Below are 15,615 nucleotides of genomic sequence, written 5' to 3'. Positions count from 1 at the left end.
CTCGTGAACCGATAGCGGGCGGCATAGGGTTCGTGCACGTAGGCCATGATGGTGCCGAAGTAGCGGTCGCCGATCATGAAGACGAAGGCGGCCGTGCGGTCGATCTTGCGCTCCGAGATCACCCGCCCGCCGCGGCCGATGCGTTGCAAGCGGTGGTCGCCGGTGCCGGTCTTGCCGCCGATCTCGATCACGCGGCCGTCCGCGTCCTTGAGCGCACCCTGGAGCCGCGCGGCGGTGCCGCCGTGCACCACGTCGACGAGCGCGCTGCGTACCGTCGCGGCCACCTCGACGGGCAACACCCGTTCGATGCTCGCGTTGCTCGGCTCGAGCCGGGTCTCGTAGGGCGTGTCACGCGCGAAGTGCAATGCGCCGACCCGTTGCGTCGGCTGCCGCACGCCGTCGTTGACGATGATGCCCATCAACTCCGCCAACGCGGCCGGCCGGTCGCCCGACGCGCCGATCGCGCTCGCGTAGGAAGGCGTGAGCGATGCGAACGGGTACCCCAGCCTCTGCCATGAACGATGGATCTGCGCGAAGGCGTCGAGCTCGATCAGTTCGCGCACGCGCCGGTCCTGCGCGCCCTTGTGGCGCGTCTTGAAGAGCCAGGCGTAGACCTCCTGGCGTTCGCGCGCGCTGGCGTCCAGCACCTCGGTCAGCGACGCGCCGGGGTGACGCCGCTGGTAGCCGACCAGCCAGAGCTCGAGCGGATGCACGCGCGCGACGTAGCCGCGATCCGCGAGCGACAAGCCGGCGTAGGTGTTGCGCAGCGCCTGCAGTGCGCGCGGCGAGGCGGCGCCGCGGCCGGTCTGCCGTATCAGCAGCGCGTCGAGCTGCGCCTCGCTGGCCTCGGGCTCGATCGAGAACAGCACGCTCGCCAGGCGCGGCGCCGACGGCCTCACGCCACGCAGCAGCAGCGCCTCGGCGGCCGCGGCGGGCTGGCCCTGGTACTTGCGATAGAAACGCACGAGGTAGGCCGAGCCTTCGCGGTCGGCAAAGCGCGCGAGCATCTCGCGCCGGCCCGGGTCGGCCGAGTCCTTCAGCATGCGCTCGGCATTCGACTCGCCGCCGAACATCCGGTGGCGCACCAGGTCGCGCATCAGGCGGATGAACACCAGGTTGACCGAGTGCTTGAAACCCTCTCGCACCGTCATCGAGCTGCCGTTGCGAGAGCGCTCGAAGTTTGCGAACTGGTGCATGCCGCCGCCGGTGAAGAAGGCCTCCGACGGGCTCGCCGAGTACCGGCGCTSCATGGCGGCCTCGAGCATCGGCGCGAGGCTGCGGTCCTTGGCGCGCAGGAGGTATTGCCGCGCCCAGGCGCCCAGCGGATCGCGCGGGCTCAGCGCCAGCGCCGACAGCTCGGCGGWGCTCAGATCGGCCCAGCGCGCGTGCAGCTCGGCGACGAGCTCCAGGTAGCTCACCAGGGTGCGCAGCTTGGCCGTCGAGCCCAGGTCCAGCCGCGCGCCCTGGTTCACGTCGAAAGGCTGGTCGATGCTGTCGGCCTGGACACGCAGCAGGTTCGCCCGTGCGCCGCGCTCGAACAGCGTGAAGCTGTAGACCAAGGGGGCGGGGTCCGCGCCGGGGTCGAGCATGTGGAAGCCRAGCAGTCCCGCCGCCTTCGCCGCGGCGGGCGTGCGCAGGCCGGCGAGAATCCGCGCCGCGAGCGCCTGCGCCTCGCCGTCGAGGCTGGTTTCCGCCTCGAGGTCGAGACGCTCGAGGTCGTAGGCGCGCGGTACGTCGAGCAGGGTGGAGATGTGGGTGCGCAGCGCGCTTGCGGCCTTGCGCTCGACGAAGTCGGTCCTCGGCGCCGGCGGCAGTTCGGGCTGCAGGCGCAGGGGCAGCGCCAGTGCCGCATCGCGCAGCGAAGGCGATATCACGCCGGCCTCGGCCATCAGCCGCAGGTAGCTGTCGGTCAGSCGCGTCAGGCCCGCGCCGTCGCCGAGCAGATGCTGCGACGGGCGGCGCTGCGCGATCATCAGCGACAGCGCCTGCTTGAAGGCTTCGGCCTGGCGCTGGAGCGCTTCTTCAGTGGGCGCGGCGCTTTCGTCGTGGTCGGCGAGCAGGCGGTTGACTTCACCGAAGTCGCGGCCGTACCAGGCCCACAGGCCGTCGCCCAGGCCGTGCACCTCGCCGATGCCGGGGCGCGCGGCCAGAGGCACCGTATCGAGGTAGTCGACGACGATCTGGCGGCGCCGCGCCAGCGTGTCCTCGCCGTCCTGGTAGGCGCGCAGCGAGGCCGATGCCATCTGGCGCAGCTTCTCGCCGACCGACGCGGTGCGGCCGTGAGGGGAATGGCGGTACTTCTCGATCTGGGTCGCCAGCGTGCTGCCGCCCGTCGCCGCCTGGCTGGGTTCGACGGCCCGGAGCGCCTGTTCGAGCGCGGCCTTCGCGAAGCGCTCCGGATCGATCGCGGGATTGCGCTGCGGCGGCTGCGCGTCCAGCAGGTGGCGGTCCTCGACGAACAGCAGGGCGCTCACCAGCAGCGGCGGCACCTCCTCGAAACGCTCGTACACGCGCGCCGGCACGCGCGTGTGCAGCAGCGTTGCATCGCGGCAGTCGCGCACGGTCAGGCCTGCCTGRTTCTTCTCCCGGTAGGGGATGAARAGCTTGCGCTCCTGCAGTTCGATCAGCCGCGGCGACATGCGGGCCTGGCGGGTGATCGCGAAGCCCAGRGGCTCCAGGTGCTCGATGAAGTTGGGTAAGTGGTCGTAACCCAGCCGCTCATCGTAGGGCCCGGTGTGCGGGAAGCGGATGGTATCGCTGGGCCCGGCGCCGACGCTGAAGCGGGCACCGCTGGCGAGGTCGCGCCACAGGGCCGATTGCAGCCGGGAAGTCTTCAATTCGTCCAGCGTGAATGCGGCAAGCGCACCCACGACGGCGAGCCTAGCGCCGACCCAGAAAGCCCTCTTGAACCATGTCATGCTCTGCCTCGCACACAGCCCGCACCGTGGGTTCGTCAATGGCGATGATGCGCTTTCCGCAGCCACTTGGCTTGGGCATGGGGTGGTCGATGGCGATGTCGACGACGCCTGGGGCTGCTGTGTTTGCCTGGTTCGCAGCGCAGTCCCGAGCCCGCCACCAAAATTCTCTTGCATCGGCCGCAATGCGATGGGCACAAGCTATTGATGGAGGTACTCTGGGCGACCAAAATGCGGTGTAAATCATTGACACAATATTTGGAGTCATTTGATGACTTGCGTCAGCGCGACCAACGGCCCATCGGTTTCCGAGCCCAACGACGCAACCGAGCCGGCAGTGGTCGGTCCGTCGGTCCAGCCGCCGGCAGAGGCTGCAATCCCTGTCGCAACGAAACTGGCATCGAACCCGCCGGCCGAGGTGCTGGTGGCTCATGAGGTGTTGGAGTTCAACAAGGCGCCGTGGCCCAGTGTCGAAGTAGCCGCCACCAGCGAGCCGGCCGCCAAGACGCCATCGTCTCGAACGGCCGTGCCGACACAATCGGTGGTCACTCAGACCTCGGCAGAAAGGGCGACGCCGGCCAAGACGGCGGCACCGACCAAGAGGGCGGCATCGGCCAAGACGGCAGCACCGACCAAGAAGGCGGCACCGGCCAAGAAGGCGGCACCGGCCAAGAAGGCGGCACCGACCAAGAAGGCAGCATCAGCCAAGAAGGCGGCACCGGCCAAGAAGGCGGCACCGACCAAGAAGGCGGCTCCGACCAGGAAGGTAGCATCGGCCAAGAAGGTGACACCGACCAAGAAGGCAGCACCGACCAAAGTGGGCGTCAAGGCCGCCGCCCAGAAGAAGATGACAGCGAAGAAGGCGGGACCTTCGAAGGCCAAGGCGGTGAAGGCCGTGGTCGCGCCGCCACCAGTCTCACCCCGTATTGCGGAAGAACCGGCAATGACGACCCCCTCCCGCACAGCCACGCTCGATGCTGTGCGCGACGACGCCAAAACAAGAGCGAAGCTCGTGCGCGACCGCTTCGCGATGCCCAAACAGGACTTCGGGCTGATTGCCGTCCTCAAGGACCGCACGCTGGCTTTCAAGCGGCCCGTCAAGAAGAATGAACTTCTGCGAGCCGGGCTGCAGGCCCTTTCAACAACCCTCACCGACACCCAACTGCATAGTGCGCTCGATACGCTGTCCCCGGACGCCAAAATCAAAGCCAAGCTCGTGCGTGACGATTTCACAATGCCCGAACAGGACTTCGGGCTGATTGCCGTCCTCAAGGGCCGCGCGCTTGGTTTCAAGCGACCCGCCAAGAAGAATGAACTGCTGCGAGCCGGGCTGCAGGCGCTTCAACAACTCACCGACACCCAACTGCGTAGTACGCTCGATTCGCTGCCCCCGCTGAACGCTAGACGTCCCAAGAAGAACGCCAACTGAAGGCCGCGCGCAGCCTTTGTGCATTGGCAGTGCCTTCCCCCAAGGGCTCTAGAGGGGAGGCGGTCGCTGGGTTGAGTGCAAGAGGCCCGAGACGCCCTCCCAGCTGTGCCTGCCGCCTCTCATGAGAAAGCGGTCGCGGCCAAGGGTGAACAGATTCTGATGCTGAGACTCCACGGCTTCAACGGCCTCAATCTCGTGCTTCACCTGCAGCACCGAATCATCCTTGTCCCCGTAGCGGTCCTTCAGTTCCTCGAAGAGATTTTTCAGTTCGCACAGATACCGGGACATGGTTTCTGCTCCTCAGGAAGAACGGGCCAGAGAAGCCCAGAGGGAAAGCTTGGAAACATACTCCAACTGCCCACGCAAACGTGTTACCAAAGGCTGCGCGGGCTAGGAGGCGCGCCACGCATGCCTGTGGGCTGCTCCGATGAGCGAGAGATGAATGCTTCACAAATCGCTGAACTCGGAGTCGGCGCTGTGTTCGCGCCGGCCCAATCGGCGACGTAATCTTTGGCCCTGCCTCGCAATGACCGTCGATAGGCCACCGTAGAGGAAGTCATCGCCTGAAGGTGAACACCACCGAAAGGTAAGACACCGACAAGGATGCTTCGGTGGCGAGTTGGCGCGAGGTCAATGTCAGCGGAGGTCCACGCCTTCGGCAAAGACCCGCCCGCTGCCGGCGAACTTCGCCAGCGCGACGCATCGGCCCGGCTGGTGCTGGTGCCTGACGTGGGCAAGGAACCGGACGCGCAAGCCATCGCCAGCGACGTGCGCGCCGCCGTGGTCTGCATGCCCGAGGGCTGCCCGTGCGCTGAGGGACCAAAAAGACGTACTCGCCGAAACATGGCCGTAACAGCCATTCGGTAGGCCTCATTGGTCTAGTCCATCGAGGCGTTCCGGTACTCAGCCAACGCTGTGCGGCGGAACTCACCCACCGGGATGAGCTTGTCATCCAGTTTCGGAAAGTGAGTGCGGATGTGGAGCCCTTCCCGAACCCAACATCCCCTAGACGCTCCGCCATCGAACGAAGTGAGGTAGGAAACGCGGTAGGGTGCGATGCATCCGTCTTGGGCATCGGTCAACTGCAGAGCCTGAAACGGACTCCCGTCCCTCACGAACAGGACTTGAGGTTCCAAGTCGCAGCCGAGAACCAGTGTGCAACCTGCGACAACCGCCGCGACTGAAGATGTCTTCATGTCGCCCCCCAATCGGGTAAAGATTGATTGAGCGCTTTGGTATGACAGTCGTCAACCTCCAGGTTGACGGCGATAGTCGGGAACTTCCGGTCAACTTGGCCGCGCACTGACAAGGCAAGGCTGCCGCGTCTCGCAACGGTTGGAAGGGTGGGGACCGGGAGATGCTGCGCGAACTTGCGCGAGTGTTGAACGAGCAGCGCCGGGAACTGGAGCGCCCCTAGTGGGGGTGGGGGGTGTCCAAAGTTTGGAGCGCCGCCCGAAGGAAACCGGTCGGTATCTCACGCGCAGAAAAAATCGCCCCGTGGGAAATCAAATCAAAAGTAGCCGCTGCTACTTAAGACGGCCCCCATCCCAGCCTGCCGCGAGCGGGCTTTTTGATGTCTGCGTCGTGTGCTGGCGCTGGGTGGCTACATGCTGGCTACACGGTACAAAACCCTGCACCGATGGCTACATGGTGGCTACATGACCTCAAAAGAAAAAAAGCCCGCTATCGTCTTGATAGCGAGCTTTCCTTGCTGACATTGGTGCCGGAGAGATGAATCGAACACCCGACCTTCTCATTACGAATGAGCTGCTCTACCGACTGAGCTACACCGGCTAAGCCTTCGATTATAGCGGATCGTGATAGCCGGTCAGCCGCTCGACCTCGTTTTTCGACCCCAACACCACAGCCACGCGCTCATGCAGCTTGGTCGGCTGCAGGTCCATGATGCGCTGGCGCCCGTTGGTCGAGGCGCCGCCGGCCTGCTCGACCAGCCAGCTCATCGGGTTGGCCTCGTACATCAGGCGCAGCTTGCCGGCCTTCTCGGGCTCGCGCTTGTCCCAGGGGTACATGAAGACGCCGCCGCGCATCAGGATGCGGTGCACGTCGGCCACCATGCTGGCGATCCAGCGCATGTTGAAGTCCTTGTCGCGCGGGCCGTCCTTGCCGGCCAGGCATTCGTCGATGTAGCGCTTCACCGGGGCGTCCCAGTGCCGCATGTTGCTCATGTTGACCGCGAATTCCTTTGTGTCGGCGGGGATCTGGATGTTCTCCTGCGTGAGCATGAAGGAACCCTGCTCGCGGTCGAGCGTGAACATCGCGACGCCGGCGCCCACGGTCAGCACCAGCGTGGTCTGCGGGCCGTAGATGCAGTAGCCGGCCGCCACCTGCTTGTTGCCCGCCTGCAGGAAGTCGCCTTCCTGCACGCCCGGCGTGTCGTCGGGCTTCTTGAGCACGCTGAAGATGGTGCCGATGCTGACGTTGACGTCGATGTTGCTCGAGCCGTCGAGGGGATCGAACAGCAGCAGGTATTCGCCCTGCGGGTAACGGTTGGGCACCACGTAGATGCTGTCCATTTCCTCGCTGGCCATGGCCGCCAGGTGGCCGCCCCATTCGTTGGCCTCGATCAGCACCTCGTTGGCGATGATGTCGAGCTTCTTCTGGATCTCGCCCTGCACGTTCTCGCTCTCGGCGGTCCCGAGCACGCCGCCGAGCGCCCCCTTGTTGACCGCCTGGCTGATGCTCTTGCAGGCGCGCGCGACCACTTCGAGCAGCAGGCGCAGCTGGCCGGGGATCAGGCCGTCGGCGCGTTGCTGCTCGACCAGGTAGCGGGTGAGGGATATCTTCTGTTGGGCCATGTAGTAGGGGTCCTTGAGGGGTCAGATCGACAGCGCGCGGCTGACGACCTCGAGCGTGTCCTTGCTCAGGTCGGGCCGCGCGGCCACGCGGGCGATGGCTTCGCGGGCGGCACTGCGGTAGGGTTCGGCCAGCTTGCTCCAGCGGTCGAGCGCACGCGCCAGGCGGGCTGCGACCTGCGGGTTGATGGCGTCGAGCTCGATCACGCGGTCGCTCCAGTACACGTAGCCGGCCGCGTCGGGGCGGTGCAGGGCCGCCGGGTTGGCGCTGCAGTAGCTGAAGATCACGCTGCGGGCGCGGTTCGGGTTCTTGATCGAGAAGTCCGGGTGCTTCATGAGCTGCTTGACCAGCGGCAGGATGTCGCCGCCGCGGTCGGGTGCGCCGGCCTGCAGCGAGAACCACTTGTCGATCACCAGCGCCTCGTCCTTGAAGATCTGGTGGAAGCGCGCCAGCGCCTGCGCCGCCAGTGCATGGCCGGCGGACACCAGCGCGTTGAGCGCGTTGAAGCGGTCGGTCATGTTGCCGGCGTCCTTGAAGCGCTGCAGCGTCTTGCCCGGCCAGACCACGTCGCCCGAGGCCCGCGCCGCCAGGCACAGGTGGGTGAGGGCGATGCCGGCCAGCGCACGGCGGCCCGAGGAGACCGGGTCGGGCGCATAGGCGCCGGTGTCGTGGTTCTGCTCGTAGGTCTGCTCCCAGTCGGCGAACAGCGCGATGGCGAGCTGCGCGCGCATCGCCTCGCGCACCGCATGCACGCGCTGCGGGTCGACCACTTCGAGCTGCTCGGCGATGTAGGTCTCCGAGGGCAGCGTAAGCACCAGTTCCTTGAAGGCGGCGTCGAGCTTCGGATGGCGCAGCACGCTGCGCATCGCATCGACGAAGGCGTCGTCGAGCGGCTGCTCGCCGGCCACCGCCGGTTCCGCGATCGCGCGAAGCGCGGCGCGCAGTGCCAGCCGCTGGCCGGCTTCCCAGCGGTTGAACGGATCGGGGTCGTTGGCCAGCAGCGTCAGCAGCTCGGCGTCGGTGTAGTTGTAGTCGAGGATCGCCGGCGCGCTGAAGCCGCGTAGGATCGAGGGCACCGGCTCGGCATCGAGGCCGACGAAGGTGTATTGCTCGCCGGCGCGTGTCAGCACCAGCGTGCGCGTGCCCTGCGTGGCCTCGGCCTCGCCTTCGAGCTGCACCGGCAGCTCGCGGCCATCCGCGCTCAGCAGCCCCAGATTGACCGGGATCACGAAGGGTTCCTTGGTCGCCTGGCCCGGGGTGGGCGGGCAGCTCTGCACGAAGCTGAGCGTATAGCTGCGCGACGCCGTGTCGTAGACGCCGTGGACCGCGAGGCGCGGCGTGCCGGCCTGGCTGTACCAGCGTTTGAACTGCGGCAGCAGGCGCGAGAGCTCGGTGTCGGGGTTGGCGTCGGCGATGGCCTGGGCGAAGTCGTCGCAGGTCACGGCCTGGCCGTCGTGGCGCTCGAAGTACAGCGTGATGCCGCGCTCGAAGCCCTTGCGGCCGACCAGCGTCTGCATCATGCGCACCACCTCGGCACCCTTCTCGTAGATGGTGACGGTGTAGAAGTTGCTGATCTCGATGTAGCTGTCGGGCCGCACCGGATGGGCCATCGGGCCCGCGTCCTCGGGGAACTGGGCGGTGCGCAGCACGCGCACGTCCTCGATGCGCTTGACCGCGCGCGCGGAAGGCTCGGCGGACAGGTCCTGGCTGAACTCCTGGTCGCGGAAGACCGTGAGGCCTTCCTTGAGCGAGAGCTGGAACCAGTCGCGGCAGGTCACGCGGTCGCCGCTCCAGTTGTGGAAGTACTCGTGGCCGACCACGCTTTCGATGTTGCCGTAGTCGGCGTCGGTGGCGGTGGCCTGGTTGGCCAGGACGTACTTCGTGTTGAAGATGTTCAGGCCCTTGTTCTCCATCGCGCCCATGTTGAAGTCGCTGGTGGCGACGATCATGAAGCGGTCGAGGTCCAGCGGCAGGCCGAAGCGGGCTTCGTCCCACAGCACCGAGTTGATCAGCGAGTTCATCGCGTGCTCGGTCTTGTCGAGGTCACCGGCGCGCACGTAGACCTGCAGCAGGTGTTCGCGGCCGTTGCGGGCCTTGATCTGCTGCTCGCGCGCGACCAGCTTGCCGGCCACCAGTGCGAACAGATAGCAGGGCTTGCGGAAGGGGTCGACCCACTTGGCGAAGTGGCGGCCCTCGGGCAGCTCGCCCTGCTCGACCAGGTTGCCGTTCGACAGCAGCACCGGATAGGCGGCCTTGGCGGCGCGCAGCGTCACCGTGTAGCTGGCCATCACGTCGGGGCGGTCGAGAAAGTAGGTGATGCGGCGGAAGCCCTCGGCCTCGCACTGCGTGAAGAAGGTGTCCTCGCTCACGAACAGGCCCATGAGCTTGGTGTTCTTGATCGGGCAGCAGGTGGTGAAGATCTCGAGCTCGAAGGCGTCGGGCAGGCTGTCGATGACCAGCTGCTCGGCTTCCATGCGGAACGATGCGCCCTGGCCGTCGACCAGCACGCGCGCCAGGTTCAGTTCGTCGCCGTCGAGGCGCAGCGGCTCGGGCGCCACCTCGGGGTTGCGGCGCAGCCGCATGCGGTTGAGCACCCGCGTCTTGGCGGGGTCGAGATCGAAGGTCAGCTCGACCGTGTCGATCCAGTAGGCCGGCGCGCTGTAGTCCTCGCGACGGATCGCGATCGGTTGGCCTTGGGCATCACGCTGCAGCATCGAGTGTCTCCAGGAAGTTTGAGTTGTTCAGTTCGTCGTAGTCGCGCACGGCCGCGATGACATGGGGCCCTGCGAGTTCGGAGGCGCTGTGGGTGGTGCAGACGGCCACTGCGCGCATGCCGCCGCGGTGCGCGGCCTCGATGCCGAAGGGCGCATCCTCGAAGACGATGCAGCGCGAGGGCGCCACGCCGATGCGGCGTGCGGCCTCGAGGAAGATCGCCGGCTGCGGCTTGCCGGGCAGCCCCTCGTCGCCGCCCACGATCGCCAGCGGCGCCGGGTCGGGCCGCAGCTTGGACATCGTGAAGGCGATGTTGTGCTTGTCGCCCGCGGTGCCGACCGCCACCTTCAGCCCGCGCGCGACCGCGGCCCGGTTGAAGGCGCTGAAGCCGGGCACCTCGCGGAACCGGGCGCCGAAGAGCTCGCGGTAGATCGATTCCTTGCGGTGCGTGATCTCGGCGCTCTCGGCCTCGCTCACTTCACGGCCCATGAGCTCGCAGGCGCATTCGAAGGCCGTGCGGCCGGTGGTCCGGCGCATGAAGTGCGGGACGTCGATCTCGATCCCGTGGCGCACGCCGTACTCGACCCATGCCTTGGCGTGCCAGGGCATGGAGTCGACCATGGTGCCGTCCATGTCGAAGATCAGGGCTTCCACCTTGCGGGTCTGCATCAGACGCCCTGCTTCAGCGACGCTTCGATGAAGGCATCGAGATCGCCGTCCAGCACCTTCTGCGTCGCCGAGATCTCGACGTTGGTGCGCAGGTCCTTGATGCGGCTGTTGTCCAGCACGTAGCTGCGGATCTGGTGGCCCCAGCCGACGTCGGTCTTGCTGTCCTCGAGCTTCTGCTGCTCTTCCTGGCGCTTGCGCATCTCGTGGTCGTACAGGCGCGAGCGCAGCCGCTTCCAGGCGACGTCGCGGTTGCTGTGCTGGCTGCGGCCGTCCTGGCACTGCACCACGATGCCGGTCGGGATGTGCGTGAGGCGCACCGCCGAGTCGGTCTTGTTGATGTGCTGGCCGCCGGCGCCGCTGGCGCGGAAGGTGTCGGTGCGCACGTCGGACGGGTTGATGTCGATCTCGATCGAGTCGTCGATTTCCGGATAGACGAAGATGCTCGCGAAGCTGGTGTGGCGCCCGCCCGAGGAGTCGAAGGGCGACTTGCGCACCAGCCGGTGCACGCCGGTCTCGGTGCGCAGCAGGCCGAAGGCGTAGTCGCCCTCGACCTTGATGGTCGCGCCCTTGATGCCCGCGGTATCGCCCGGGGTCTCGTCCTCGATCTGGGTCTTGAAGCCCTTGCGCTCGGCGTACTTCAAGTACTGGCGCAGCAGCATGCTGGCCCAGTCGCAGGCCTCGGTGCCGCCGGCGCCGGCCTGGATGTCGACGAAGGCGTTCAGCGGATCGGCCGGGTTGTTGAACATCCGACGGAATTCGAGCTGCTTGATGTCGGCTTCGAGCTTGGCGCCGTCATCGGCGATCGCCTGCAGGCCATCCATGTCGCCGTCTTCCTTCGACATCTCGAACAGCTCGGTGTTGTCCGACAGGCCGCTGGTGAGCCGGTCGAGCGTGACCACGACGTCGTCGAGCGCCTTCTTCTCCTTGCCCAGCTCCTGGGCTTTCTTGGGGTCGTTCCAGACGTTCGGGTCTTCGAGCGACGCGTTGACCGTCCTCAGGCGTTCGGCTTTGGCATCGTAGTCAAAGATACCTCCGTAAATCGACCGTGCGGGCGCTCAGGTCCGCGAGAGTTGCGCCGATTTGGTTGATTTGCTCTGCATCCATGGGGTGTCCTGACGGTGTTCGGGGAAACCGCGTATTTTCTCATGCCCGGCATGGCCCGGTTCCGGAGAGGGGGGAGAGCGCTCAGGAGGAGGTGAATTCTTCGATCAAGCGGGCCACGCGGGCGGGCTGGTCGTGGTGCAGCATGTGCCCCGCGTCGTCGACCCGCGCGATGCGCGCATCGGGCACGCTCTTCAGGCGCTCGTGGTATTCGTCCAGCGTGTAGCGGCCCTTCCACCATTGGCCCAGGCTGTCGTCCGAGGCCTCGACGGCCAGCAGCGGCGCCCGGATGGCGGCGTACAGCGCCAGCACCTCGTCGATCCGGAACAGGTTGGCGTTGATGATCTTGTGCGCCGGGTCGCCGAGGATTTCCCATCGCTCTTCGCCCTCGGCATTCGGCCGGGCAGCCGACCAGTGGGCGGCCAGCCAATCGGCCTTGTCCCGCGTCAGGCGCGGGTTGGTCTTCATGAGCCGGCGCGCCACGCCGTCGACCGCCGGGTAGCCGGCCAGCGCCATTTCGCCGCGGTGCAGGCGCTTGAGTTCGTCGATCCACTTGCCGAAGCGCTCGGGCGCCTGCTCGGGCTTGAGCGCCGGCATGCCGAAGCCCTCGAGGTTGACGAGGCGGCGCACGCGCTGCGGACGCACGCCGGCGTACTGCATGACCACGTTGCCGCCCATGCTGTGGCCGACCAGGTCGACCGGGGTGTCGCCGGCGTAGTGGTCCAGCAGCCAGTCGAGGTCGGCCAGATAGTCGGGCATCCAGTAGTTGTCGACCTTGCCGCCCTCGCTGAGTCCGAAGCCGCGCCAGTCGGCGGCGACCACGAATCGTTCCTCGGCCAGTGCGTCGACCACGAACTGCCAGGAGGCCGCGACATCCATCCAGCCGTGCATCATGACCAGCGGCGGGCGGGTGGTGGACGGTTCGCCCCACAGGCGCACGTGGTAGCTCAGGTGGCGGACGGGAACGAATTCGCTGCGCGAGGGGCGGAGGGCTTGGTACATCGAATCCGATGATAAGGACCCCGGCCGGGCGGCGCAGTCGACTGCAAGACAGGTCTTCGCCGCAACGGGTAGCATTTCGGCCATGCAAAAAATCCAACTCGGTCGGAGCGACCTTCACGTGACGCCGATCTGCCTCGGCACCATGACCTTCGGCGAGCAGGTCGACGAGGCCACCGCCCATGCCATCCTCGATCGATCGCTGGAACGCGGCATCGACTTCATCGACACCGCCGAGATGTACGCGGTGCCGGCGCGCAAGGAGACCTTCGGGGCCACCGAGACCATCATCGGCCGCTGGTTCGAGAAGAACCCGGGCGCGCGGCGGAAGATCGTGCTGGCGACCAAGGTCGCGGGCCCGTCGCGCGGCATGCCCTGGGTGCGCGAGGGCAGCGGCATGACGCCGGCCGACATCGCCGCCTCCTGCGAGGCCAGTCTGAAGCGGCTCAAGACCGACGTCATCGACCTCTACCAGATCCACTGGCCCGAGCGCCACGTGCCGGCCTTCGGCCAGCTCTACTACGACCCGAAGCGCGAGACCTCGACCACCCCGATCCACGATCAGCTCGAAGCCCTGGGCAAGCTGGTCAAGGCCGGCAAGGTGCGTGCGATCGGCCTGTCGAACGAGACGCCCTATGGCGTGCACGAGTTCGTGCGGCTGGCCGAGCAGCACGGCCTGCCGCGCGTGGCGACGGTGCAGAACGTCTACTGCCTGGTCAGCCGCGCGGCCGAGAACGGGCTCGACGAGACCATGCACCGGCTCGGCGTCTCGCTGCTGGCGTACTCGCCGCTGGCCTTCGGCCTGCTGACCGGCAAGTACGACCTGGGCGGCACCGAGGGACCGGACGCGCCCAAGGGCGCCCGCATCTCGAGCTACGAATCGGTGCGCAAGCAGCGCTGGGGCCGTCCCGATGCGCTGAAGGCGGCGCGCCGCTACAACGCGCTGGCCCGCGAGCACGGGCTCACGCCGACGCGGATGGCGCTGGCCTTCTGCTACACCAAATGGCAGGTGGCGAGCACGATCATCGGCGTGACCTCGGTGGCGCAGTTGAACGAGGACCTCGATGCCTGGGGCACGACCTTGTCGCCCGAGCTGCTGGCCGAGATCGACAAGATCCGCTGGGAGTTGCGCGATCCGGCGGCTTGAGAACTTGCGGGACAGACCAACAAACTGCGCAGCAGTTTTTGCTCTGTCCTCGACCTGCTGAGACCTTGCGGGACAGACCAACAAACTGCGCAGCAGTTTTTGCTCTGTCCTCGACCTGCTGAGACCTTGCGGGACAGACCAACAAACTGCGCAGCAGTTTTTGCTCTGTCCTCAACTGACTAGAAACCCGTGGCCAAGAAGACCCACGTCTCCGAAACCCCCGCCACCCAGCTGCTGCGGGCGAACGGCATCGCCTTCACCGAGCATCCCTACGACTACCTCGAGCACGGCGGTGCGCAGCACAGCGCCGAGGTGCTCGGCCTCGACCCCTTCATGGTGGTCAAGACGCTGGTGATGCAGGACCAGGACGCCAAGCCGCTGATCGTGCTGATGCACGGCAACCGCACGGTATCGACCAAGAACCTGGCACGGCAGATCGGCGCCAAGTCGGTGGAGCCCTGCAAGCCCGAGGTCGCGAACCGGCACAGCGGCTACCTGGTCGGCGGCACCTCGCCCTTCGGTACGCGGCGCGCGATGCCGGTCTACGTCGAGTCGACCATCCTCGAACTGCCGCGCATCGCGATCAACGGCGGGCGCCGCGGCTACCTGGTGGGCATCGACCCCCAGGTCTGCCTGAGTCTGCTCGGTGCCAAGCCGGTGCAGTGCGCGCTGGCAGAATAGCCGGTTGCCTCGAACGGAGGCGCCCGGAGAAGCCGTGAGTTCCTATTTCCCCTCGTTGATCGCGATCGTCCTGTCCTACCTGCTCGGATCGCTCTCGTTCGCCGTGATCGTCAGCAAGTCGCTCGGCATGGCCGATCCGCGCAGCTACGGCAGCAAGAACCCGGGTGCCACCAACGTGCTGCGCTCGGGCAACAAGGGTGCCGCGCTGGCGACGCTGCTGCTCGATGCGCTGAAGGGCTGGCTGCCGGTGTTCCTGATCCAGCAGTTCGGTGCCGCCTGGGACCTGGGCCCCGGGACCGCGGCGGTGGCCGGGCTGGCGGCCTTCCTTGGCCACCTCTACCCGGTGTTCTTCAGCTTCCAGGGCGGCAAGGGCGTGGCGACCGCGGCCGGGGCGCTGGTCGGCATCGCGCCGTTGCTGGGCCTGGCGACCGGCGTCACCTGGCTGATCATCGCGGTCTTTTTCCGCTACTCGTCGCTGGCCTCGGTCGTGGCTGCCTTCTTCGCCCCGGCCTACTACCTGATCGGCGGCCAGATCGCCTGGCCGCTCGACCTCGCGGTGCTGCTGGTGCTGGTGTCGATCAGCCTGCTGCTGATCTGGCGCCATCGAGAGAACATCCGCCGACTGGCGGCCGGCACCGAGTCCCGGTTGGGCTCCAAGAAATAGCAGAAGGGAACATTTCATGGCCTCCATCCAGCGCTTCCACGTCGGTCCGCGTCTCAGCGAGACCGCGGTCCACAACGGCACGGTCTACCTCGCGGGCCAGGTGCCCGACGACCTGTCGCAGGACATCCGGGGCCAGACCGCGCAGGTGCTGGCGATGGTCGACCGCCTGCTGGCCGAGGCCGGCAGCGACAAATCGCGCATCCTGATGACGCAGATCTTTCTGTCCGACATCACGGACATCGCCGCGATGAATGAAGTCTGGGACGCCTGGATCCCGGCCGGAAACACGCCGCCGCGCGCGACCGTGCAGGCCGCGATGGCCAAGCAGGGCTACAAGATCGAGATCGTGGTGACCGCAGCGGTGGCCTGAGCTCGCCCCCAGGTTGGGCTCACTTCGTGTAGCCCGCCCACCCCCTACCGGGGGCGCAGTCAGCGGCCCGGCGAAGCCGGTTCCGCGACTGCCCACGAACAGGCGGGCGCTGCG

General features: G+C 66.8%; 13 protein-coding genes and 1 tRNA gene. 6 read left to right on the top strand and 8 right to left on the bottom strand.

The window, feature by feature from the left end:
* On the bottom strand, positions 1-2,918 hold a 2,918-nt coding region (locus AC1DYD_RS20915; RefSeq protein ID WP_478174669.1), incomplete at its 3' end, for a transglycosylase domain-containing protein.
* Positions 2,919-3,186: 268 nt separating this feature from the next.
* On the opposite strand from AC1DYD_RS20915, the gene AC1DYD_RS20910 reads away from it, so the two are divergent.
* The gene (locus AC1DYD_RS20910; protein WP_478174668.1) at positions 3,187-4,344 is read left to right on the top strand and encodes a hypothetical protein; all 1,158 of its coding nucleotides are present in this window, start codon (positions 3,187-3,189) and stop codon (positions 4,342-4,344) included.
* A 48-nt stretch (positions 4,345-4,392) separates the two neighbouring features.
* Here AC1DYD_RS20910 and AC1DYD_RS20905 read toward each other — a convergent pair whose 3' ends face one another.
* Positions 4,393-4,632 carry a hypothetical protein gene (locus AC1DYD_RS20905; protein ID WP_478174667.1) on the bottom strand — a complete coding sequence of 80 codons (240 nt, stop codon included), beginning with the start codon at positions 4,630-4,632 and terminating at the stop codon, positions 4,393-4,395.
* A 345-nt stretch (positions 4,633-4,977) separates the two neighbouring features.
* Here AC1DYD_RS20905 and AC1DYD_RS20900 point away from each other — a divergent pair, with 345 nt between their 5' ends.
* Entirely contained in the window at positions 4,978-5,211 is a 234-nt protein-coding gene (locus tag AC1DYD_RS20900) for a hypothetical protein (protein WP_478174666.1), read from the top strand.
* Positions 5,212-6,062: 851 nt separating this feature from the next.
* Here the strand turns inward: AC1DYD_RS20900 and AC1DYD_RS20895 are convergent.
* From AC1DYD_RS20895 to AC1DYD_RS20870, 6 genes are all read right to left on the bottom strand, one after another.
* Positions 6,063-6,138: transfer RNA gene (locus AC1DYD_RS20895), tRNA-Thr, on the bottom strand.
* Positions 6,139-6,149: 11 nt separating this feature from the next.
* Positions 6,150-7,160 (bottom strand): class 1 fructose-bisphosphatase, encoded by a 1,011-nt coding sequence (locus tag AC1DYD_RS20890; protein ID WP_478174665.1) that lies wholly within the window; start codon positions 7,158-7,160, stop codon positions 6,150-6,152.
* A gap of 21 nt (positions 7,161-7,181) precedes the next feature.
* Positions 7,182-9,872 (bottom strand): aminopeptidase N, encoded by a 2,691-nt coding sequence (gene pepN, locus AC1DYD_RS20885; protein ID WP_478174664.1) that lies wholly within the window; start codon positions 9,870-9,872, stop codon positions 7,182-7,184.
* Positions 9,859-10,539 carry an HAD family hydrolase gene (locus tag AC1DYD_RS20880; RefSeq protein ID WP_478174663.1) on the bottom strand — a complete coding sequence of 227 codons (681 nt, stop codon included), beginning with the start codon at positions 10,537-10,539 and terminating at the stop codon, positions 9,859-9,861. The genes pepN and AC1DYD_RS20880 overlap by 14 nt, the downstream gene beginning before the upstream one ends.
* A protein-coding gene (gene prfB, locus AC1DYD_RS20875; RefSeq protein WP_478174662.1) for a peptide chain release factor 2 occupies positions 10,539-11,643 on the bottom strand; the annotation gives its coding sequence in 2 pieces (ribosomal slippage) (positions 10,539-11,561 and positions 11,563-11,643; 1,104 coding nt in all). The genes AC1DYD_RS20880 and prfB overlap by 1 nt, the downstream gene beginning before the upstream one ends.
* Positions 11,644-11,724: 81 nt before the next feature.
* Positions 11,725-12,642 (bottom strand): alpha/beta fold hydrolase, encoded by a 918-nt coding sequence (locus AC1DYD_RS20870; protein WP_478174661.1) that lies wholly within the window; start codon positions 12,640-12,642, stop codon positions 11,725-11,727.
* A gap of 82 nt (positions 12,643-12,724) precedes the next feature.
* Here AC1DYD_RS20870 and AC1DYD_RS20865 point away from each other — a divergent pair, with 82 nt between their 5' ends.
* The 4 genes from AC1DYD_RS20865 to AC1DYD_RS20850 all read left to right on the top strand — a co-directional run bounded on the left by AC1DYD_RS20865 (position 12,725) and on the right by AC1DYD_RS20850 (position 15,501).
* Positions 12,725-13,786: an aldo/keto reductase gene (locus AC1DYD_RS20865; protein ID WP_478174660.1), complete on the top strand. Its 1,062-nt coding sequence runs from the start codon at positions 12,725-12,727 to the stop codon at positions 13,784-13,786.
* 189 nt (positions 13,787-13,975) lie between these two features.
* The gene (locus AC1DYD_RS20860; RefSeq protein WP_478174659.1) at positions 13,976-14,467 is read left to right on the top strand and encodes an aminoacyl-tRNA deacylase; all 492 of its coding nucleotides are present in this window, start codon (positions 13,976-13,978) and stop codon (positions 14,465-14,467) included.
* A gap of 34 nt (positions 14,468-14,501) precedes the next feature.
* Positions 14,502-15,131, top strand: coding sequence for a glycerol-3-phosphate 1-O-acyltransferase PlsY (plsY, locus tag AC1DYD_RS20855; RefSeq protein ID WP_478174658.1), 630 nt, complete (start codon positions 14,502-14,504; stop codon positions 15,129-15,131).
* A 16-nt stretch (positions 15,132-15,147) separates the two neighbouring features.
* A complete protein-coding gene (locus AC1DYD_RS20850; RefSeq protein WP_478115097.1) occupies positions 15,148-15,501 on the top strand; it encodes a RidA family protein in 354 nt (117 codons plus the stop codon).
* The last annotated feature ends 114 nt before the right edge of the window (positions 15,502-15,615 follow it).

The organism is Variovorax sp. P4_B11 (assembly GCF_056402355.1).
The sequence above is the reverse complement of the archived record's forward strand: the minus strand, read 5'-3'. Positions and strand labels throughout refer to the sequence as shown.